Annotated in this window: 17 protein-coding genes (1 of these 17 only partly in view); 6 read left to right on the top strand and 11 right to left on the bottom strand. The window is 66.5% G+C overall.

Going from position 1 to position 19,282, the window contains the following annotated elements:
- A protein-coding gene (locus MMB17_RS18760; protein WP_241099889.1) for a GGDEF domain-containing protein crosses the window boundary here: on the bottom strand, nucleotides 1–711 show its 5' portion. The gene continues 414 nt to the left of window position 1, outside the view; the window shows 711 of its 1,125 coding nt (coding positions 1–711); it begins with the start codon at nucleotides 709–711; its stop codon lies off the left edge, out of view.
- 249 nt (nucleotides 712–960) lie between these two features.
- Here MMB17_RS18760 and MMB17_RS18755 point away from each other — a divergent pair, with 249 nt between their 5' ends.
- A complete protein-coding gene (locus tag MMB17_RS18755; RefSeq protein ID WP_241099888.1) occupies nucleotides 961–2,217 on the top strand; it encodes a NupC/NupG family nucleoside CNT transporter in 1,257 nt (418 codons plus the stop codon).
- Between the two features lie 27 nt (nucleotides 2,218–2,244).
- On the opposite strand, the gene MMB17_RS18750 is transcribed toward MMB17_RS18755, so the two are convergent.
- From MMB17_RS18750 to MMB17_RS18740, 3 genes are read right to left on the bottom strand one after another with little or no spacing between them, the layout of a single operon-like run.
- Nucleotides 2,245–4,011, bottom strand: coding sequence for a monovalent cation:proton antiporter-2 (CPA2) family protein (locus MMB17_RS18750; RefSeq protein WP_241102236.1), 1,767 nt, complete (start codon nucleotides 4,009–4,011; stop codon nucleotides 2,245–2,247).
- A 45-nt stretch (nucleotides 4,012–4,056) separates the two neighbouring features.
- Complete coding sequence (locus MMB17_RS18745; RefSeq protein ID WP_241099887.1) at nucleotides 4,057–4,995, bottom strand: pirin family protein; 939 nt, start codon at nucleotides 4,993–4,995, stop codon at nucleotides 4,057–4,059.
- Nucleotides 4,996–5,036: 41 nt separating this feature from the next.
- Nucleotides 5,037–5,867, bottom strand: coding sequence for an alpha/beta fold hydrolase (locus tag MMB17_RS18740; protein ID WP_241099886.1), 831 nt, complete (start codon nucleotides 5,865–5,867; stop codon nucleotides 5,037–5,039).
- Between the two features lie 450 nt (nucleotides 5,868–6,317).
- On the opposite strand from MMB17_RS18740, the gene MMB17_RS25285 reads away from it, so the two are divergent.
- Nucleotides 6,318–6,443 carry a hypothetical protein gene (locus tag MMB17_RS25285; RefSeq protein ID WP_276518046.1) on the top strand — a complete coding sequence of 42 codons (126 nt, stop codon included), beginning with the start codon at nucleotides 6,318–6,320 and terminating at the stop codon, nucleotides 6,441–6,443.
- Between the two features lie 70 nt (nucleotides 6,444–6,513).
- Here MMB17_RS25285 and MMB17_RS18735 read toward each other — a convergent pair whose 3' ends face one another.
- From MMB17_RS18735 to MMB17_RS18725, 3 genes are all read right to left on the bottom strand, one after another.
- Entirely contained in the window at nucleotides 6,514–7,053 is a 540-nt protein-coding gene (locus MMB17_RS18735) for a DUF2478 domain-containing protein (RefSeq protein ID WP_241099885.1), read from the bottom strand.
- Between the two features lie 73 nt (nucleotides 7,054–7,126).
- Nucleotides 7,127–8,416, bottom strand: a complete 1,290-nt coding sequence (locus MMB17_RS18730) for a DUF2325 domain-containing protein (protein WP_241099884.1) — start codon at nucleotides 8,414–8,416, stop codon at nucleotides 7,127–7,129.
- Nucleotides 8,417–8,578: 162 nt separating this feature from the next.
- Nucleotides 8,579–10,057 (bottom strand): methyl-accepting chemotaxis protein, encoded by a 1,479-nt coding sequence (locus MMB17_RS18725; protein WP_241099883.1) that lies wholly within the window; start codon nucleotides 10,055–10,057, stop codon nucleotides 8,579–8,581.
- 716 nt (nucleotides 10,058–10,773) lie between these two features.
- Here MMB17_RS18725 and MMB17_RS18720 point away from each other — a divergent pair.
- The gene (locus tag MMB17_RS18720) at nucleotides 10,774–11,868 is read left to right on the top strand and encodes a PAS domain-containing protein (RefSeq protein ID WP_241099882.1); all 1,095 of its coding nucleotides are present in this window, start codon (nucleotides 10,774–10,776) and stop codon (nucleotides 11,866–11,868) included.
- A gap of 846 nt (nucleotides 11,869–12,714) precedes the next feature.
- Entirely contained in the window at nucleotides 12,715–13,452 is a 738-nt protein-coding gene (locus MMB17_RS18715; RefSeq protein WP_241099881.1) for a sulfite exporter TauE/SafE family protein, read from the top strand.
- Nucleotides 13,453–13,456: 4 nt separating this feature from the next.
- On the opposite strand, the gene MMB17_RS18710 is transcribed toward MMB17_RS18715, so the two are convergent.
- Nucleotides 13,457–13,672, bottom strand: coding sequence for a hypothetical protein (locus MMB17_RS18710; RefSeq protein WP_238311217.1), 216 nt, complete (start codon nucleotides 13,670–13,672; stop codon nucleotides 13,457–13,459).
- Between the two features lie 324 nt (nucleotides 13,673–13,996).
- On the opposite strand from MMB17_RS18710, the gene MMB17_RS18705 reads away from it, so the two are divergent.
- Nucleotides 13,997–14,332: a hypothetical protein gene (locus tag MMB17_RS18705; protein ID WP_238311216.1), complete on the top strand. Its 336-nt coding sequence runs from the start codon at nucleotides 13,997–13,999 to the stop codon at nucleotides 14,330–14,332.
- Between the two features lie 17 nt (nucleotides 14,333–14,349).
- Here the strand turns inward: MMB17_RS18705 and MMB17_RS18700 are convergent, their stop codons facing one another.
- The 3 genes from MMB17_RS18700 to MMB17_RS18690 form a co-directional block, all read right to left on the bottom strand.
- Nucleotides 14,350–14,898 carry a PAS domain-containing protein gene (locus tag MMB17_RS18700; protein ID WP_241099880.1) on the bottom strand — a complete coding sequence of 183 codons (549 nt, stop codon included), beginning with the start codon at nucleotides 14,896–14,898 and terminating at the stop codon, nucleotides 14,350–14,352.
- A 117-nt stretch (nucleotides 14,899–15,015) separates the two neighbouring features.
- Nucleotides 15,016–15,231: a hypothetical protein gene (locus MMB17_RS18695; protein WP_241099879.1), complete on the bottom strand. Its 216-nt coding sequence runs from the start codon at nucleotides 15,229–15,231 to the stop codon at nucleotides 15,016–15,018.
- Between the two features lie 146 nt (nucleotides 15,232–15,377).
- Entirely contained in the window at nucleotides 15,378–16,547 is a 1,170-nt protein-coding gene (locus MMB17_RS18690; protein WP_241099878.1) for a right-handed parallel beta-helix repeat-containing protein, read from the bottom strand.
- A gap of 323 nt (nucleotides 16,548–16,870) precedes the next feature.
- Here MMB17_RS18690 and MMB17_RS18685 point away from each other — a divergent pair, with 323 nt between their 5' ends.
- Nucleotides 16,871–18,886 (top strand): FkbM family methyltransferase, encoded by a 2,016-nt coding sequence (locus MMB17_RS18685; RefSeq protein ID WP_241099877.1) that lies wholly within the window; start codon nucleotides 16,871–16,873, stop codon nucleotides 18,884–18,886.
- Nucleotides 18,887–19,282: the final 396 nt, after the last annotated feature.

The raw sequence follows: 19,282 nt of genomic DNA, 5'->3' as shown, positions 1-19,282 counted from the left end.
GAAGTGGAGCGCGATCTTCGTGTCGCGCCCGCGGGGAGCCTTGCGGAAGGCTTCGCGGAGCCCGAGGCGGTTGGCGAGGCCGGTCAGGGGATCGCTGCGGGCCAGGGTCCCCATATCCAGCCGGAGCGTGATCTGCCGGACCGCGACGCGATAGGCGAACCGGACACCGTCGAGACCGCCGAGCAGGAAGACGCTGAACATCGTGGCGATGATGCCGTGCGGCGTGTCGCCGACCCGCGCCGCGGACACGATCGCGGGAAGGGCGGCCAGCAGGACCGCTGCGGTCGCGATGACGGGGCGCACCGAGAGGCGGCTGACGACGCCGCTGCAGTAGCCGAACAGCAGGGCGGTCGCGAGCATCTGCATCGCCATGTCGGGATGCGTGAAGATTCGCGCGGCGATCGTGCCGACCGAACCCGCGACGCAGACGGTCGACAGGGCATGCCGCAGCTCCCATTGCCGCGCCTCCGGCATCGGGAGCGGTCCCTGGGCATTGCGCTGCCCGTGCAGGAACATCAGCACCAGCTTGCTGACCGAGGCCAGGGCGCCGATCACGGCGGCCGCGAACAGGATGGGATCGTCGAGCACCTGAGCGGTGAACAGGCCGACGCCCAGCAGGGTGAGGCCCATGATGCTGGTCGGCACGCGGGTCAGCGTCAGTTCGGCAACGAGGGCCCCATAGACCTCTTCCGATTCCCCGCGCGTCGACATTCGGCAGGCTTTCCCCCCGAGAACGGGGATAGGGAAAGCACGGGTCGGTTAAAGTTCGATGGGATTCCGGGCCGAACGGCCGTCCCGGCCCCTCTGCCACAGGATGCGCCCCGCCTGAGCCGATCGGCCCGGGCGGGGCCTGTCGGGCCGGTGTGGTCCCGGCGCCGCACCCCGCCTCCGATTCATGCGACCGCCTCCCCCTGGCCCGGAAGTTCCATCGCGCCTGGCTCCGGGCCTGTAAGCGAGACCATGACCGACCGCCTGCTCCACGCCGCCTGCAGCATCCTCGTCCTCCTCGCGATCGGCGTGCTGTTCTCGACGAACCGACGGGGTATCCGGCCGCGCGTGATCCTCGCCGCCCTGGCGCTGCAGGTCGGCCTCGGGGCCCTGGTTCTGTTCGTGCCCCTGGGGCGGGACGGCTTGAGCGCGGCGGCCGGCACGGTGCAGACGGTGCTCGCCTATGGCGACCGGGGCACCGCCTTCCTGTTCGGCGGCCTCGTCGAGCCGAAGATGTTCGAGCTGTTCGGCGGCAGCGGCTTCATCCTGGCCCTGCGGGTGCTGCCGCAGATCCTCTACGTCTCCGCGCTGATCGGTGTGCTCTACCATCTCGGCGTGATGCAGGCCCTGGCGCGCGGGCTCGGCGCCGTGCTGCGCCGGCTCGTCGGCACCTCGCCGATCGAGTCCTTCTCCGCCGTCATCACCATCGCCATCGGGCAGAGCGAGATCGCCGTGGCCCTGCGGCCGTTCCTGCCGCTCCTCACCGGGGCCGAGCTCTTCGCCGTGATGACGAGCGGGGCGGCCTCGACCGCGGGCTCGATCCTCGCCGGCTACGCGGCGCTCGGCGTGCCGATGACCTACCTGCTCGCGGCCTCCGTGATGGCGATCCCCGGCGGCCTCCTCTACGCCAAGATCCTGATGCCCTCGGCGGAGCCGACGCGGATCCTGACCACGAAGGTCACCTTCGGCGAGAGCCGGGCGGCGAACCTGATCGAGGCGGCGGCTGACGGCACCCAGAAGGGGCTCGCCGTGGCCGTCTCGGTCGGTGCCATGCTGATTGCCTTCGTCGGGCTGATCGCGTTGGCCAACGGCATCCTCGCCTCTCTCGGGAGCCATCTCGGCTACCCGCAGGCCTCGATCGAGGGCGCCCTCGGCCTGCTGCTCAGCCCGCTGGCGTGGCTCTTGGGCGTGCCCTGGGAGCAGGCGCCCCTGGTCGGCGGGGCGATCGGCCAGAAGATCGCCTTCAACGAATTCCTGGCCTATGCGAACCTGTCGCCGACGCTGCAATCGGGCGCGCTGGGCCCGCGTAGCACGGCGATCGTCTGCTTCGCGCTCTGCGGCTTCGCGAATTTCGCATCCATCGCGATCCAGCTCGCGAGCTTTTCGAGCCTCGTCCCGGAGCGGCGCGCCGAGGTGGCCCGCTACGGCTTGCGCGCCATCCTGGCCGGGACCCTCTCGAATCTCACCAGCGCGGCGATCGCCGGCCTGTTCATCGGGGGCACGGGCTGACCGCCATCCGCTCCCCGCACGAAGCCCCTACCCGGCCACGTGCGGGGCGAGGGCCGCATTGCCGCGGATCAGCGCGCGGCCGGCATAGATGCCGCCGACGGTCTCCAGCGCGAGGCGCTCGAGATCCCGGCGGCGTACCTCGGCCATGGCCTCGGCCGCGGAATCCGGCTCGTCGCCGATCGTCAGCAGCGCCTGTTCGCCGAAGGCGAGCGCCGATTCGAATGTCTCCCGGATCTGGTAGGCGACGCCCGCGTGGATCAGCGCAATGGCGTGTTCGCGGTCCCGGGCGCGGGCGAGCACCGGCACCAGGGGGAATTCCGCCCTCGCCAGTTCGGCGATGCGCCGCGCGGCCTCCGCATCGTCGAGGCAGACCAGGATGGCGCGGGCCGTGCCGGCGCCGGCGGCCCGGAGGATGTCGAGGCGGGTGCCGTCGCCGTAATAGACCTTGAAGCCGAAGCCTTCGGCGAGGCGGATGTTCTCAGCGCTGGTGTCGATGATCGAGACCGAGCAGCCGCGGGAGATCAGCGGCTGGCTGACGATCTGCCCGAACCGGCCGAAGCCGACGATCAGGGCGCTGCCGGCGAGGTTCTCTGGCACCTCCAGACCGTCCGTCGTGACGGCGGGCTTCGGGCCGAGGCGGTCGAAGGCGATCACCATCAGGGGCGTCACCGCCATGGACAGGATCACGGTCGCGGTCAGGACGGCGTTGGTCGGCCCGTCGATGAGGCCGGCGCCCGTGGCCGCCGCGTAGAGCACGAAGGCGAATTCGCCGCCCTGGGCCATCAGGGCCGCCCGCTCCAGGGCCTCCGGATGCGAGGCCCGGAGCACCCGGGCCACGGCGTAGATGACGAGGCTCTTGGCGACCATGTAGGCGGCCACGCCCGTGAGGATCAGCGCCCAGCTCGCGGCGATCACCGTGAGGTCGAGGGACATCCCGACGCCGAGGAAGAACAGGCCGAGCAGGATGCCGCGGAACGGCTCGATATCGGCTTCCAGCTGGTGTCGGAAGCTCGATTCCGAGAGCAGCACCCCCGCCAGGAAGGCGCCCATCGCCATGGAGAGGCCGCCGAGCTGCATGGCGAGCGCCGCGCCCAGTACCACGAGCAGGGCCGCCGCGGTCATCACCTCCCGCGCCTTGGCCGCCGCCAGCAGGCGGAACAGCGGGTTGAGCAGCCAGCGTCCCGCGGCCACGAGGGCGAGGACCGAGCCGAGGGCGATCCCGATGGCGATGATCCGGGCGAGCCCGCCGGTCTCGGCCCCGCCCGGCGCCATCAGGGCGACGACGGCCAGAAGCGGCACGATGGCGAGGTCCTCCAGCAGCAGGATCGCGACGATGCGCTGGCCCTTCGGCTTCGAGAGCGCGCCCCGTTCGTCGAGGAGCTGCATCACGATCGCCGTCGAGGTCAGGACGAAGCCGGTGCCGGCCACGAAGGCGATTGGCGCCGAGAAGCCCAGGGCGAGGCCGACGAGGGTGAGCGCTGCGATGCAGGCCCCGACCTGGGCGAGGCCCAGGCCGAAGATGTCCCGCCGCATAGCCCAGAGCCGGGAGGGCTCCATCTCCAGCCCGATGATGAACAGGAACATCACCACGCCGAGCTCGGCGATGTGCAGGATGGCATGGGCGTCGCTGAACAGGCCGAGGCCGAAGGGGCCGATGGCGAGGCCCGCCACCAGATAGCCGAGCACCGAGCCGAGTCCCGCCCGCTTGAACAGCGGCACGGCCACGACGCCCGCGGCGAGCAGCGCCACCACCTGGACGAGCTCCCCCGTCACCCCGGATCCTTCGACAGTCATGGCGTTCACGCGACCTTTCCTGCGGGTTTCATGGGGTCCGGGGCTTCACGGATAGCGGACGGGCGGCGGGTCCTCGGGGAGGGGGATGAACTCGCTCTCGCCGGGCACGGTGTCGAAGCGGGCCCGACGCCAATCCTCCTTGGCCTGCGCGATCCGCTCCGGCCGCGAGGAGACGAAGTTCCACCAGAGGTGGCGCGGCCCGTCCATCGGTTCGCCGCCCAGCACCATGAAGCGGGCAGCCTCGGTCGCGCGCACGCTGATGCGGTCGCCCGGCCGGAACACGAGGAGCTGCCCCGGGCCGAAGCCGTCGCCGGCGATCTCGATCGCCCCCGAGACCGTGTAGATCGCCCGCTCGTCGTAATCCGGGTCGAGGGGCAGCACGGCGCCAGCCTCCAGGGCCACGTCGGCATAGACCATCGGGCTCGATGTGCGCACCGGTGAGTGGGCGCCGAAGGCCTCGCCGGCGATCAAGCGCACGCGCTTGCCCTCGCCGGAAAGCACGGGCAGCGCGTCCGCGTCGTAATGCGCGAAGGCCGGGGCCGTCTCTTCGTCCTTCGCCGAGAGGGCGACCCAGCTCTGGATGCCGAACAGGCTCGATCCGGTCTTGCGCAGGTCCGCGCCGGTGCGCTCGGAATGGGTGATGCCGCGCCCGGCGGTCATCCAGTTCAGCTCGCCCGGCCGGATCGGCAACGCCGTGCCGAGACTGTCCCGGTGCATGATCTCGCCCGCGAACAGGTAGGTGACCGTCGAGAGCCCGATATGCGGATGGGGCCGCACGTCCATGCCCTGGCCGAGCAGGAACTCGGACGGTCCCATCTGGTCGAAGAAGACGAAGGGGCCGACCATCCGGCATTCCGTCGAGGGCAGCGCCCGCCTGACGGCGAACGAGCCGAGATCCCGCGAGCGCGGGATGATCAGGGTCCGGATCGCGTCGCAGGAGAAGTGATCTCCCGGGACCGGATCCTCCGCACCGTGCCAGCTCATGGGTGGTCCTCCCGTGTCGTCGAAAGCGGAGAAGGCGGGCCTCAGCCCCGGATGAAGGCGAGGAGGTCCCGGTTGATGACGTCCGGATGGGTGGTACACATCCCGTGGGGCAGGCCCTCGTAGGTCTTGAGGGTGCCGTGCTTCAGCAGGGGATGGGCGAGCAGGGCGGAATCGGCGATCGGCACGATCTGGTCGTCGGTGCCGTGCAGGACGAGGACCGGCACGTCGATCGCCTTCAGGTCCTCGGTGAAATCCGTCTCCGAGAAGGCCTTGATGCAGTCGTACTGCGCCTTGGCCCCGCCCATCATGCCCTGGCGCCACCAATTGTCGACGATCCCGTCCGAGACCTGCGCGCCCTCCCGGTTGAAGCCGTAGAAGGGGCCGGCGGGCACGTCGCGGTAGAACTGCGCCCGGTTGCCGGCGAGCGCCGCCCGGAAACCGTCGAAGACCTCGATCGGCAGGCCGCCGGGATTGCGGTCGGACTTCACCATCACCGGCGGCACGGCGCCGATCAGCACGGCCTTGGCGACCCGGCTCGGCTCGGCGCGGGCAACGTAGCGGGCGACCTCGCCGCCGCCGGTCGAGTGGCCGACATGGATCGCGTCCCGCAGGTCGAGGGCGGCGGCAAGCGCGACGACGTCGGCCGCATAGGTGTCCATCTCGTTGCCGGTGGCCGTCTGGCTGGAGCGGCCGTGGCCGCGACGGTCATGGGCGATCACGCGGTAGCCCTCGCCGAGGAAGAACAGCATCTGGCTGTCCCAATCGTCGGCGCTCAGGGGCCAGCCGTGATGAAAGACGATCGCCTGCGCCGTGCGGGGACCCCAATCCTTGTAGAAGATCTCGGTGCCGTCCTTCGTCGTGAGCGTGGGCATGGTGAACCTCCTGAGGATGGTCGGGCCGCCGGATCCTTCCGCCGGGGACGGCGCCGCCTTCGACGTCAGGAGAGTGCCCCGGGTAAGAGCGCTCGAAAACAGAAACGATCGAAACGTATCGTTTCCAGTTTTAGTCTGATCGCGAAGCGGCCTCCGCCGGGCGATTCCCCTTCTGAAGCGCTGGCGCAACCAGAAGATGAATATGCGGTGCAGACAAGTCTCAAGCGAGCGAAGGCATAGGAGCGCGCGAGATTTCGTCGATGCCCGTCCGTCGAAATCCTTGCGGGTCGCCCCGCTCCGACCGTAGCGGTGAAGGCGGGCTTTCCTGATTTATCGAACGGTTCGATCGAACGTATTCGGCTGTTTGGGAGGAGCGGGCGGGACCATGTTCCCTCCATCCGGTGGCGGCCACAGCGACCCTCACCGCAGCCCGAAGATGGAGCTCCGATCATGTCCCGTATCCTCGCCGCCGCCCTCGCCCTCTCCCTCGTCGCCGGCACCGCCGCCCAGGCCCAGAGCTACACCGCCCCGGCCGGTCTCCCCGCCCAGACCACCCATGCGGTGAGCGGGCGCTGACGCCTCCGCCCCCTCCCCCAGGGGCCGGCTTCGTCGTGTCAGGATATGGCGGAGGGGGTGCCCGGCGGCGTTACGGCGCCGGGGGTGTGTCTCGTTCCGCCGCTTCCAGCGCGGCGCGCCAGGCCTCGATCGCCGCCTCGCTCGGGCCGGCGACGGCGGAGAGGGGATCGGAGAACAGCCGCCATGCCTCGGCGAAGGTCGGCGCCACGGCGGTGAGGATCGGCCGCTCCGCCGCGATCGCCGCCGCGAAGGCGGCGACGAGCCCGCTGCGGGCGGCCTCCAGCTTGCCGAACTTGCTGAGCACCACGAGATCGCAGCCGGCGAGAATCTGGCGCTGCACGCTTTCGCAGGCGGCGACGATGCCGGAGCCGCACAGCTTGCAGGCGTCGGAGCCCGGCCCCAGCTCCTGATAGATGTCGTAGCGCGCGCCGGTGGCGAGGTCCTCGAGCCGGTGCCGCGCCCCCTCCGGATCAGGTCTCTCGACGACGCCGGCCACGCGCAGGCCCGCCCCCTGCCAGCGCCGGGCGCTCGCCAGGAGAAGCGCCTGCATGGCGTCGTTCGGGGCTCCCTGGAGAGCCAGGATCGGCCGTCTGAGGATCGGCAGGCTCATGCCGTGCGCCGGATCGTGAAGCGAAACCAGATCCTCCCTACGGCAACCGGGCCCTCTCGGGGAAGCGGCGGTCTCAGGCACGGCCGGGCAGCGGCTCCGCTGTGACCGCGTGGAGGAAGCTCGCGAGGCTGGCGCTGCGCACGGGCCGGAAGGGCGTGCCGCCGGCCTCGCAGCAGCGCTTGACCAGCCCGGTCGCCTCGTGGCTGACGCACTCGACCGGAAAGAGCACGAGGTCGCTCTGGCTCACCAGGCCCGGCAGCAGGCTCATGCTGTCCTCGATGCCCCCGTCATGGCTGAGCAGCGTACCGTCGCGGGCCTCGACGAACCGGCGCAGGCGCGCGACCTGTCGCGGCCGTCCGCCGACATAGAGCAGCCGGCGCCCGGCGAGCGGGGCTTCCCCCGGTTCCGGCGCCTGCGCCGTCGCCTCATCCCCGCCGAGCAGGCCCTCCAGGGCGGCGAGCTCCGCTTCGAGGGCGCCGCGCCGCGCGAACTCGGTCTCGAGCGCGCCGCTCAGCTGCGCCGAGGCCCGCATCAGAACGGCGAGCTTCTCCTCCAGGGCCTCCGTGTGGGCGCATTCCCGAGCGAGCCGCGCTTCGAGGGCGTCCAGCGCCGCGCGCATCGCCGCGTCCGGCTTCGCGGGGGAGGCCTGGGCGACGGCCCGGGTGGCGAGGCTTTCGCGCCGGCGGGCTTCGAGGTCGTCGCGCTCCCCCGTCAGCGCGCGGATCCGGGTCTCCTGCGCCGCGATCCGCTCCTCGCGCTCGGCGAGGTCGCCCTCGAGCTGGCGCAGCCGCCGGATGTCGGCGCGGTTCGACTGGCCGACGAGGTGCGAGAGCATGTGCACCTCGCCGAAGATGTCCTGGACGAGGGGCCAGTCGGTGGCGGGATGCGTGATCGCCGCCCAATAGGCCCCCGGGATCTCGCCGCGCTCCAGCGATGCGCGCCAGAGCGCGCGCACGGCCTCGGCGCTCTCTGCCCTGTCGAAGCGCCGGATCTCCCGTTCGTGGCGCCGGTCGAGCATCTTCTGGAGCAGCCGGCCGCCCCCGTCCCGGCGCCGGGCCAGATGCACGACCTCCCCGTGCAGCCGATGCTCGCTCATGCTGCGCGCCTCCGCGACGCCGAGCTTGGCGAGCAGCGAGCGGGCGTCCGCCGTCGAGAGACAGGTGCCGACGATCGAGCAATGCAGCGTCTCGGACAGCTCCCAGATCCGCTCGCGCCGATGCTCCGGGGGCGCGCCGATCTCCGCTGGGGCGACGCCCTCTGGGGATGCGGAGACGGGCGCGAAGGCCGGCCGGACGCCCCTCGCCTGCAGGGCGCGCAGGGCGGGTCCATCGAGATGAGAGCCGTAGGCCACGCGCGTCCCCATCGGTCTGGCTGTATCTAATCAGATATAGCGAGACTGGCGCAAAACACGGCTCTTGACCAGGGGCTTTGGGAGGGCTTTCGCGCCCCGGCTCTATTCAGGCGGATTGAGCGCGGACCGGAGGACGAGGGGAGTCTCCCTCGCCCTCTGGTCCCGGGACGGCCCTCAGGCCGCCATGCTGCGGGAGGCTTCGCGGACCTGCTGGGTCGAGCGGTCGACCTCCTGGGTCGCCGCGGCGATCGCGCCGACGCTCTGGCTGATCTCGGTCACCGCGGTCGTCATCGCCTGCATGTTGGCCGACATCTCGTGGGCGACGGCCGATTGCTGCTCGATGGAGGCGGAGATCGCCGAGGAGATCTCGTTGACCTGCGCGATCGTCTGGCCGATCCCGGAGATGGCGGCAGCGGCCTCGTTGGCCGCGCCCTGGGTCTCGTTGATCTGGGTGCTGATGCTCTCGGTCGCCTTGGCGGTCTGGGCGGCGAGGCTCTTCACCTCGGCGGCGACCACGGCGAAGCCCTTCCCCGCCTCCCCGGCCCGGGCTGCCTCGATGGTGGCGTTGAGGGCGAGGAGGTTGGTCTGGGCGGCGATCTTGTCGATCAGCTCGACCACCTCGCCGATGCGCTGCGCGGCCGCCGCGAGGCCGGCCACGACGGTGGAGGTGGCATTCGCCTGCGCCACGGCCTGGCCGGTGACCTGCAGCGCACGGGAGACCTGCTGGCTGATCTCGCCGACGGAGGCGGCGAGTTCCTCCGCGCCGGAGGCGACGCTCTGGGTGTTGCCCGAGGCTTGCTGCGAGGCGCTCGCGGCGCTCACCGCCTGCTGCGAAGCCTGCGACACGGCGTTGGCGATGCCGTCGAGGTCGCGGTCGATCCCGCGCTGAAGCTCGGCCCGCCGCATCCGGTCGACCACGGCCGCCGTGACGTCGGTGGCGAACTTGACGACCTTCACGAGCCGGCCTGCCGCATCCATCACCGGATTGTAGGTGGCCTGGATCCAGACCGGCCGGCCGCCCTTGGCGATGCGCTTGTACTCCGCCTGCTGGAACGTGCCCTGGCGAAGCGCCGCCCAGAACCGCCGATAGGCCTCGCCCTCCCGCTCGGCCGGATCGACGAACAGACTGTGGTGCTTGCCCTGGACCTCGGCGAGGGCATAGTCGACCACGGCGAGGAAATTGGCATTGGCGGTGATGACCGTGCCGTCGAGATTGAACTCGATGATGCCCTGCGAGCGGTCTAGCGCCTGGATCTTGCCCTCGAAATCGGCGTTGCGCAGCTTCTGGGTGGTGACGTCGGTGGCGCATTTGAACACGCCGTAGGGCTTGCCGTTGCGGCCGATCAGCGGGTTGTAGGAGCCCTGGATCCAGACCTCGCGGCCGCCCTTGGCGATGCGCCTGTACTCCGCCTGCTGGAACTCGCCCCGGCGCAGGGCCGCCCAGAACTGGCGATAGCCGTCGCTCTCCCGCTCGGCCGGATCGACGAACAGGCTGTGGTGCTGTCCCTGGATCTCCTCCAGGCGGTAGCCCAGGGCCGCCAGGAAATTGGCGTTGGCGGTGACGACCTTCCCGTCGAGGTCGAACTCGATCAGTGCCTGCGACGCGTCGATGGCCTTCAGCTTGGACGTGGCAGCATGGTTGCTCAACAACATCGGCAATCCCCTTCTGGATGTATTTTGCACCAGTGGCCAAGAGGATAGCCGGGACGAGGCTGCCAAGAATTGAAGCCGCCCGCGACGCGGCGGCGTGCACGCTCAATTTTCTTGGTAGATTTTATACCATTTTTACCAACGTGCCCGTGGCGGCAGTCTGGATACCGAGATTCCGGTCATTTCGGCAAGCAGATCGTGCGCAACCATGGCGGTTAGCCAGCATTGCGCATCCTCGAATGGTGGGATGCTGACCGCCGAACGCCCCGGCGACCGAGTGAGGTCATGATTCAGCTTGCTACCTTCTCATAAAATTTCGCGGATGGCGAGCTAATGCTTTTGAGGAATTGGCGTGTCATGCTTGCGAATTGCGCGGCTGCCCGATGCAAAAAAAACGCGCGGGGCTATGATTTTTTCAGTTCCTGATTGTAAACTTGTTGACAAATTCGCTTGCAATTGAGCGGGCGGACGCCTGCGCGAGGCCGGTCATTGTCTTTCATTGCTCGCGACATCGATCGATGCAAAATAAAATAGGTTTCGAGACGAGGACTGTCCATGTTATTCATGGCCTGGGTCGGGAAAGGCCGGGGCAAGGTGCGAATCACTGGAGGGCGCCCTGAGGCCACTTCTTGCCGTGCTGGCAGACTTTTCCGAGCCCTCGATCATTTCGAGGCATGGACCCCGTCCCCTCGGAGTCTCTGTCATCGAGGCGGGTTCCCATGCCGACACGATCATTGCTGCGGGCGGCGCCGAGGGAGCAGGGTGCATCGCTGCGCGGCCTCTCCTCCCGCCATTTCCTGAAGCTCATCGAGGATACCGGCGAGGTCGGCTTCTGGTCGGCCGATCTGAGCGGTGAGCGGTTCGAGGCGTCGGTCGGCCTCTCTCGTATCCTGGGCCTCGACCCCACCGTCGTGGTCACCTTCGATATGTGGCTCGACATGATCCATCCCGAGGATCAGGCGGCCCATGGCGACCAGATCGAGGTGCTCCGCTCGGGGCAGCCCATCGCCCGGGAATTTCGTGTCATCCGACCGGACCGGACGCAGCGCTGGCTGCTGCATCGGGCCGAGGTGATCCTGGGGCCGGACGGCCAGCCGAGCCACGGCATGGGCGTGGTCTTCGACGTGACCCTGCGCCACGACACCCTGAAGGCCATTCGGCAGCATCATGACCGCATGAACGCCCTGATTACGGCCAAGATGGCGGCGTTCTGGGTCATCAAGCCCAACGGCGCTCCCAGCGAGATGCTGCAATGGATGGCCCTGACGGGCCAGACCCGCGCGGAGACGGAGGGGCACGGCTGGTTGAACGCGATCCATCCCGACGATCGGGCCCGGACGCAGGCGGCCTGGGCGGCGGCGGTCGCGGAGACGACCCCCTACAACGCGGATTACCGCATCCGCTGCGCGGACGGGGTCTATCGCTGGTTCAACGCCCGCGGCGCGCCGGTGCTCGACAAGGATGGGTCGGTGCGGGAATGGGTCGGCGTCTGCCTCGACGTCCCGGGCCGCGGCCGGCTGAGCTCGGGGGCGTCCTCCCCCTCCCCGGTGGTCTCGGCTTCCCCGGACGAGGCCTCAGGACAGCTCCTCACCCCCGCGCAGATAAGGGCGGCCCGGGGCATGGCCTGCCTCTCGAAGGAGGAACTGGCTCGGCGCGCGAACGTCTCGGTCTCGACGATCGTCCGGCTGGAGGATGGCGAGTCGCCCGTGCGCCCGCGGGCGGACACGCTTCTCGCCGTGCGCCGGGCTCTCGAGGAGTCGGGGATCGAATTCCTGTTCGACACGGCCGGCAAGCCCGGCTTGCGCGAGGTGTGATCCCGCTTCCGCGGGCGTGTGCCGGACAAGGAAAAGGCCCGCCGGGGGTAAGCCGGCAGGCCTTTGCAGGGTCCACGCAGGTCAGTGCCGCGGGAGCCGCACGGTCAAGGAGAGGACCGGGGCTCGACCAGCCGACGAAACGAGCTGCCTCATCCCTGCCGGTCGTAGTCGGGCGGCGTGTCCTGATCCGGGGCGGCAGTACGCGAGGGGGAGCGGCTGGGGCCGTGATGCATCATGGCTGACCTCCTTTCGCAAGGCGACGCGCCGGGCGTCGAGGAGGTCAGGCTAGGACCGTTCGCGGGGATCTCGCAAGCCCCTTTTCGCGTCGGCTAACCGTTGTGAACGGTGTTGTCCGGTCCCGCAGCCCGGCGGGGCGTCGTCCTCCGCGGCCCCTGTCGTGGGAGGAGGGCCGGGCGCACGCCAATCTGCCGCACGGCACGGGGCAAGTCCTGCGCCTGTTGTTTCTGTGAAGCACGCTGCGACGAAGCAGGGTGCGACGCGGAGAGGCTGCCGTGGCTCTCGCCCTCATCATCATGGCGGTCGGTGCCCTGGGCGCCATCGCCATCACTGTGGCCGCTCTGCCAGGGGCCGACCGATTCTTGCGCTGGTAGGGCAGCGCGAGGAAACCCGGCGGCCTCTCGCGGGTTGGTGCGCCGAAAGATCGCGCACAAGGTGTCTTCCCATGGCCGGACTGGTGATGCTCGCGGGGCTTGTCGGAGCGGCCGGCACGATGGTGTGCCTGATGCCCGGCCTCGATTCCTTCTTCGAGTGGTGACGGATCGGCCCCGGCCCGCCGGGGAGGTCTCGTAGCGGCGGCGCTGCGGTCGATGCGCTACAGGAGGCGGCATGGGCCTCCTCCTCATCCTTCTCATCGGGCTCGCCGCCGGCCTCGTCAGCGGCATCATCGGCACGGGGTCCTCGATCATCCTCGTGCCCGTCCTCGCCTCGGTCTACGGGCCGAAGGAAGCCGTGCCGATCATGGCCGTCGCCTCGGTCATGGCCAATGTCGCGCGCATCCTCGCCTGGTGGCGGGCGGTGGAGTGGCGGGCCGTCGCGGCCTATGCGGTCACGGGCGCGCCCGCCGCGGCCCTGGGGGCCCGGACGATGCTCGTCCTCCCGCCCCGCGCGGTCGACACCGCCATCGGCGCCTTCCTCCTGCTGATGATCCCCGCCCGGCACTGGCTGGCGGCCCGCCTCCTGAGGCTCACCCTCTGGCACCTCGCCGGGGCGGGGGCGCTGATCGGCTTCCTGACCGGCATCGTCGCCTCGACGGGGCCCGCCTCGGTCCCCGTCTTCCTCGGCTACGGGCTTACCAAGGGACCCTTCATCGGCACCGAGGCCGCGGGCTCGCTCGCCGTCTATGCGAGCAAGGCGCTGACCTTCCGGGATGCGGGCGCCCTGCCCTCCGCGAGCCTGATGCGCGGCCTGGCGGTGGGCGCCTCGCTGATGGGAGGAGCCTTCCTGGCCAAGCCCTTCGTGCTGCGCCTCGCGCCCGAGACCTTCCGCTTCGTGATGGACGGCCTGCTGCTGCTCTCCGGGGCGAGCCTTCTCTGGGGCGGCCTCGTCCGGCCCGCCCTGCCGTGAGCGCTCAGACCTCCGCCGGGCAGGGCTGCTCGTCCCGCTCCGCGGGCTCGTAGCCGCACCAGAGGCACTGGCCGAGATCCGCCATGCGCTCCCCGTTCCGCTGCGAGCAGAGCGGGCAGACCACGAGCTTGAGCTTCGTCGGCGACCGGAAGGCCAGCCCGCGGCCCAGGAAGGTCACCTTGCGGGTGGCGTTCTCGGGGGGCTGTCGGTCGCGGCTCATCGGATCCTCGGTCGGGCGGCGGGGGCCGCGCTCAAGCTGCGATTCAACGGCCGAGCCGCAGGGAGGTTTCCTCGGACCGGGGCGGCGGCCTCCCGGCCCGCCGGCCCTGCGGCATGCGGCGCGGGCGGTCGATTTGGCTTCGTCGGGCTTCGAGGCGTCGGAAGCCGGGGCTTCGAAGCCGGATCTCCCCGGCTTCGGGGCGTCCGGCCGGGGGAGCCTGTCCGCCTCCGAAGCCGGCCCCCGCCCCGTCCGGATCCAGCCGCAGAGCGGAAACAATCGGCGCGTAGGAATGCGGCCTCCGCGTACACAACCGGGTGGAATCCGATGAAACGTCTCGTTGCCGCCGGCCTCGTCACCCTCCTCGGCCTGTCCGCGGCCGTGGCCGAGCCGCAGCCGCCCGGCCCGCCCGGCGGCCCGCCTCCCGGACCCGCCGAGGGTGCCCGCCCCGAAGGCCCGCGCCGCGGCCCGCCCGAGGGCGAGCGCGACGGCGGTTTTCGCCCCCCTCCCCCGCCGCCGCGGATGCCCGAGACGAAGGGCGCCCATCTCCGCTTCCACCGGGGCGAGACCGGCCTCGACTTCAAATGCGCCGCCGAGGATTCCACGAAGGCCTGCGTCGACGCCCTGATGCCGCTGGTCGACAAGCTGCTCCAGCCCCGCTGAGGCGGGAGGGGCCGGGCTCAGTGCGGCTGCGTTCCGAACCGGAAGCGCTGGAGCCCGGCCAGGCTGTGGCCGACCTCGGCGAGGGCGAAGACCAGGGAGACGGGCTTGCGCTCCAGGGTCACCGCCGGGTGGAGCGCGTTGAAGGTCAGGAGCTGCCCGGCCAGCTGCTCGAGATCGTTGCCGTAGCTCTGGTCGGCGTAGAGCGGGCCCAGGAAGCGCCCGATCCGGCCGCCGGCCACGGGCGGCTGCGCCCGCGCGGCGGAGACGGTGCCGACGGAGCCGATGAAGCCCTGGAAGACGTCGTCGTGCAGGCGGCGGGCGGGCACGCCGCCCCCCACCACCCAGACGGGGGTCCCGTCGGGCCGCAGGACGCGGTAGCGCACGGAGAACTCGCTCTGCGCCGCGATCGCCGTGGCGACGACCGAGCGCGTGAGCGCCCGGTCCTCCGGGTGGACGGCCTCGGCCCAGCCGAAATCCGCGGCCCGGGCGAGGGATTGCCCGGTGAGCCTTTCCCAGTCTTCGCTCAGATAGGTGAGGCACCCGGCGGAATTTGTAGAGAAGATCATGGTTCCCGAACGCGGCCGATCCCTCGGGTAGGCCACCGCCCCGGAGAATTTTCAAGCTGTCCGACTGAAGCATCGCCGGCTCAGTCTGCGCGAAAACGCGACGGTGATCCGCGCCGTCTACGGCGTGCCGCGCCGGATTTCGGCGAGCACGTCCCGTTTCACGTCCCGCAGGTAGCGGATGAGGCGCCGCCGCATGCCGGGATCGCGGGTGAGGACCCAGATGCGGGATCCCAGCAGGCCGGGTCCGAGGCTGCGCAGCAGATCCTCGGCTGGTCCGGCGACCTCCCGCTCGGATGTGCCCACCATCCGGCGCAGGTCGCGCGGGGTGGCCACGACGATGGCTACCTCGGCAGGCCCGCTCATTCCGACAGGGTAAGCGGCCGGGCGCGCCGGCGAAAGTGGTAAAAAGTCTTACGCTTTGCGGGCCGAGCGATGCGCGCGGCCTATAGCGGGGCGGCTCCCGCACGGGAGGCCGTCTTCTAGTTGATGTCGATAAGGCAGCTGGAGGAGTCGATCCCCGGCTCGGGCGGGATCGATCTCTTGTCGGCAATGAAGGCACGCGATCCAGGCGCGACGTTGACGCTCGGCCAATGCGTGATGCCGCACGAGGAGCTGAATTGCCCTCCCGAGTTCGTGACGGTGTTGTCGCGTACGTCGATCATGCCCGTCGCCCCATCGACGTTAATGCCAACACGAGCGTTGGAGATCGCGTTGTTCATGATCGTTCCCCCGGAAACCTGAGCTTTGTACCAGGGGTTCGAGCCTATCATGAGCCCGAAGCCGCAAAGCTTGGCCGGCCCGCAATCGATCGTGTTGTCCTTTACGGTGCTACCACCGTAGCGGCCGCTGGTTTGGGGCCAAGCGTGGATCATCAACTCGGCGAACGAAGCACCTCGAATATCACGGCTGTGAGAAAGATTATTCTCTTTTATTGAGCATTTTTGGCATCCACCTAAAATTAATTGTACGTCAGTGTTGTCGCGAAATGTATTAGAATCAACAATCACGTTGCTGGCATCCCGGATGGTCAGGCCATCGGCCCACAGGCCCTTCTCACCGTGGTTGCCGTTCGAGCCAATGTAGTTGCCGGTGACGTTTAATCCTGATTTGAGTCCGAGCACTTCGAGAGCAGAATAGCATGAGATTTCGGAAATTGAGGAACGCTGGATCGTGAAATTATCGGCGTCGATCCTTAGGCCGCCGCCGAGCCGTTTTCTCGAACGATCACTACAGATCGCGCGGGTGGCATTGCGGTCCTTGTTCATGAAGCCTTTGATCGCGATCCCATCGAAGCTCACGTTCCCGGCGGTCACCCGGATCGGCAGTCCATCACCCGCCAGAGCAATCTGCGGTGATATCTGGATGACGGCACATCGGCTGGCATCGGTCCGGCAGTCCACGGTGCCATTCGGACCCGGACGCGTCTTCAAGGTGACGGGCTGATCGACAACGAGTTGCGTCTTGATCAGATAGGTCCCGCTGGGCAGCTCGACGGTGCCCCCTTTGGGTGTCTTGCGAATGCAGTCGCTCAGGATCGGTGCAACATCGACGTTTTGCCGGTCCGCGCCGGACGGCAGGGCGCAAGCCGCTGCCGGCCCTGCCATCGAAAGGCCAAGAGCAGTCGCTGCCGCTCTCAAGAGCATGGCCATTCGCCGTCTCCTCTCACGAATCACAACCGAGGCGTGCTTCTATCAGCCTCGCCGACGCCAATCATCGGTTGTTGCGGTGAGAATGTCCTTTGGATCAGTTTGTTCGCGCCAACCTCCGGATCGATCGTGCGACGGCTGCACGCCTGAAGGGACAGGGGGAGGATAATTCTAGCAAGAAAATCAGGCGTCTCGAAGGTTAGAGGTAGCTGCGACGAAATGGAGCAGTCGCCTCTCTTGCTGCAGCAAAATGTTGCCTGCGCAACTACATTCTCGCCTTCAGAAATCGCGAAAGGATTCCCGGTGTGTTAGGACCTTGGCCCTGCATGGCTGCCCAAGGGAACAGAACGAATACGGCAGAATGCCTTTTGGCGCAGGAGACAGGACGTATGGTTTCATTGTTTAGAAATTCGGAAATTATGGATGCCCTGTTGCTACTGCGGCCCTACGATATGATTGATAAACAAAAACGCCGGTTCGGGCGTGCGTTGGACGGGGGGTATGTATTACTTGATGATACGGTGAATTTTGATTCGGTTTATAGCTTTGGGATTAGTAATGAGATTTCATTTGAAAAAGAAATGGCGGAGCTTGGGAAAGCCGTCTATATGTACGACCATACTATTGATGGAATTCCGGAAAATCATCCAAAATTTTTCTTCCATCGCAAGGGTATTGCAGGCACTGATCGCCCCGATGAACAACTCTTTAGTCTGGAGACGCTGATTTCAGAGAATGGGAATAAAAACAATAGCAATATGCTTTTAAAGCTTGACGTTGAGGGAGCTGAGTTCGAGGTTTTTGAAAAGGTCGATTTGCAAGCCCTTTCGCAATTTCGGCAGATTGCGATCGAAATTCATTGGCTAGCCAAGCTATGGGAGCAAGATTTCCGAAAAACCTTCGTGAATGGCATGAGGCGGCTGCTTACAAATTTCTCCATCGTTCACGTGCACGCCAATAACAACCGTCAAGCCGTGTTCATAGAAGGATTTCCGATCGCAGACGTTCTCGAGATCACATTGGTCAGATCGGATATCGTATCATTGCGACCATCTCGGACAGTATACCCGACCAATCTCGATTTTCCAAATAATCCTAGGCAGCCTGACGTTCTTCTGTGGTTCTTCCCATTTTACCCATTTCTAGACCAGCATGAGGAGCCCAAGTATTCTGATGCACTGCAAAATGCGAACGTATTCGCCAAAAGACAGCAGGCGGAGGATATGCGTAAGACGGTCGCCGCTCTCAAGGAAGCAAGATCTGAGAGCGCCAAAGTAAGCAGTGTGCGTCCGACTGCTGGCGAGATGGTCTCAAATAAATCGAAGAAGCTCAAAATATTATATTACGGCTTCCATGAGGTTCTGGCGTACGATGATATAAGCCTTCTGTCTCGGTTAGGGCATACCGTCTTTAGCCCGTTGGTTTTTCGATCCTTGGATCAAAGCCGAAAGCTGCGCTCGGTTCCATCCAGTTATATTCATGCGGAACTCGCAAAGCAGTACGAAAAAACTGGCCTCAGCCGTGAATTCGTGTCGCAATTCGACGTCGCGATATATATCCACAATCCATCTGAAAATATCAGTAGGCATATTCAGGCGTTGAAACATATTCCTGTCGTGTACCGCACAATAGGGCAATGCACAAACGCAAGCGAGGCTGCCCTTAAGCCCTTCGAGAATCAGTTGACGATTGTTCGTTACTCAGATTTTGAAACACGCGGACTCAATCATTGCCGAACTGACGCGGTGATCAGATTTGGAAAGAAGATCGATTTCCTCTCAAATCGAACGGAAAGCGGACGAGTGACGACGTTTCATAGTGGATTTGTGAGGAGAACGAATCAATCAACTCCAAATGTCGAGGATTATAAATCTATATCTTCCTTGGGAAATTTTGATCTCTATGGTTCTGCCAATGAAGGTATCCCTGTTTATCGCGGACTCGTGGATGATGAAAAGCAATTGGAAATCTATAACAATTCAAGCTTGTATCTGTTCGTTCATACGGTCCCGACCTCATACACTCTGAATTTCATCGAAGCCCTTTGCTCAGGAGTACCTGTTCTGGCGCCGACGGCAGATTATATTGTGAGAAATACGCATAAGTATGGGGTGCATGTCGATTTTTATGCGGAGCGGTACGAGATTCCTGATCTGCTTGGCAACGACGAGCGTGTCCTGTTTTATTCCGTGGACGATGCAAAAAAGAAAATAAGCCGCTTGATGGATGATGGCGATTTGCGGCAGGCGATTAGATACAATCAGACAAGGGTAGCAATTTCCGAATTTGACGAGAAGTCGGTCGGAAAGGATTGGGATAACCTGCTGAGACGGATCATCTAAGGCTGGTTCGATCATGTGGCGACTGAGATGGCCGGTTGCCGAAAAGGTAAGCCCGCAGGATTGTTGACGAGCGGGTTTGGCGGAAAAGGCGGACATTCGGTCGCCTCTCCGATGACCTCCCGGCAGGCCGGCGCGGCTCCACCTTCGGCGGTGGGGCCGCCGTCGCAAGGGCCTGTCGCGCAGGCGGCTTGAGACCTCTTTGACGGACAACGCGTCCGGCCGGGCCCGCGGAGGCCGGCTGGCGGAAGGGGTGTCCGCCACACCAAAATATGATATGGCATAAATATATGATTATTAGAGAGAATTTTTAAATCGATCGAGGCAGCGTTGGACGTTTTGTTGGACGTTGTGTTGGCTGTTCATCTGAACTCCTAGTTATCCTGCACCTCCTGCACC

The sequence above is a fragment of the Methylobacterium organophilum genome (genome assembly GCF_022533465.1).
GTDB classification, from domain to species: Bacteria; Pseudomonadota; Alphaproteobacteria; order Rhizobiales; family Beijerinckiaceae; genus Methylobacterium; species Methylobacterium organophilum.
The sequence above is the reverse complement of the archived record's forward strand: the minus strand, read 5'-3'. Positions and strand labels throughout refer to the sequence as shown.

Coding starts and splice junctions, on each gene's coding strand:
- MMB17_RS25285 (WP_276518046.1), top strand. CDS start 6,318: ATGTCCCGTATCCTCGCCGCCGCCCTCGCCCTCTCCCTCGTCGCCGGC.
- MMB17_RS18710 (WP_238311217.1), bottom strand. CDS start 13,672: ATGAGCCGCGACCGACAGCCCCCCGAGAACGCCACCCGCAAGGTGACC.
- MMB17_RS18700 (WP_241099880.1), bottom strand. CDS start 14,898: ATGATCTTCTCTACAAATTCCGCCGGGTGCCTCACCTATCTGAGCGAA.
- MMB17_RS18750 (WP_241102236.1), bottom strand. CDS start 4,011: ATGACTGTCGAAGGATCCGGGGTGACGGGGGAGCTCGTCCAGGTGGTG.
- MMB17_RS18745 (WP_241099887.1), bottom strand. CDS start 4,995: ATGAGCTGGCACGGTGCGGAGGATCCGGTCCCGGGAGATCACTTCTCC.
- MMB17_RS18715 (WP_241099881.1), top strand. CDS start 12,715: ATGGGCCTCCTCCTCATCCTTCTCATCGGGCTCGCCGCCGGCCTCGTC.
- MMB17_RS18725 (WP_241099883.1), bottom strand. CDS start 10,057: ATGTTGTTGAGCAACCATGCTGCCACGTCCAAGCTGAAGGCCATCGAC.
- MMB17_RS18685 (WP_241099877.1), top strand. CDS start 16,871: ATGGCTGCCCAAGGGAACAGAACGAATACGGCAGAATGCCTTTTGGCG.
- MMB17_RS18690 (WP_241099878.1), bottom strand. CDS start 16,547: ATGGCCATGCTCTTGAGAGCGGCAGCGACTGCTCTTGGCCTTTCGATG.
- MMB17_RS18740 (WP_241099886.1), bottom strand. CDS start 5,867: ATGCCCACGCTCACGACGAAGGACGGCACCGAGATCTTCTACAAGGAT.
- MMB17_RS18705 (WP_238311216.1), top strand. CDS start 13,997: ATGAAACGTCTCGTTGCCGCCGGCCTCGTCACCCTCCTCGGCCTGTCC.
- MMB17_RS18720 (WP_241099882.1), top strand. CDS start 10,774: ATGCCGACACGATCATTGCTGCGGGCGGCGCCGAGGGAGCAGGGTGCA.
- MMB17_RS18730 (WP_241099884.1), bottom strand. CDS start 8,416: ATGGGGACGCGCGTGGCCTACGGCTCTCATCTCGATGGACCCGCCCTG.
- MMB17_RS18755 (WP_241099888.1), top strand. CDS start 961: ATGACCGACCGCCTGCTCCACGCCGCCTGCAGCATCCTCGTCCTCCTC.
- MMB17_RS18735 (WP_241099885.1), bottom strand. CDS start 7,053: ATGAGCCTGCCGATCCTCAGACGGCCGATCCTGGCTCTCCAGGGAGCC.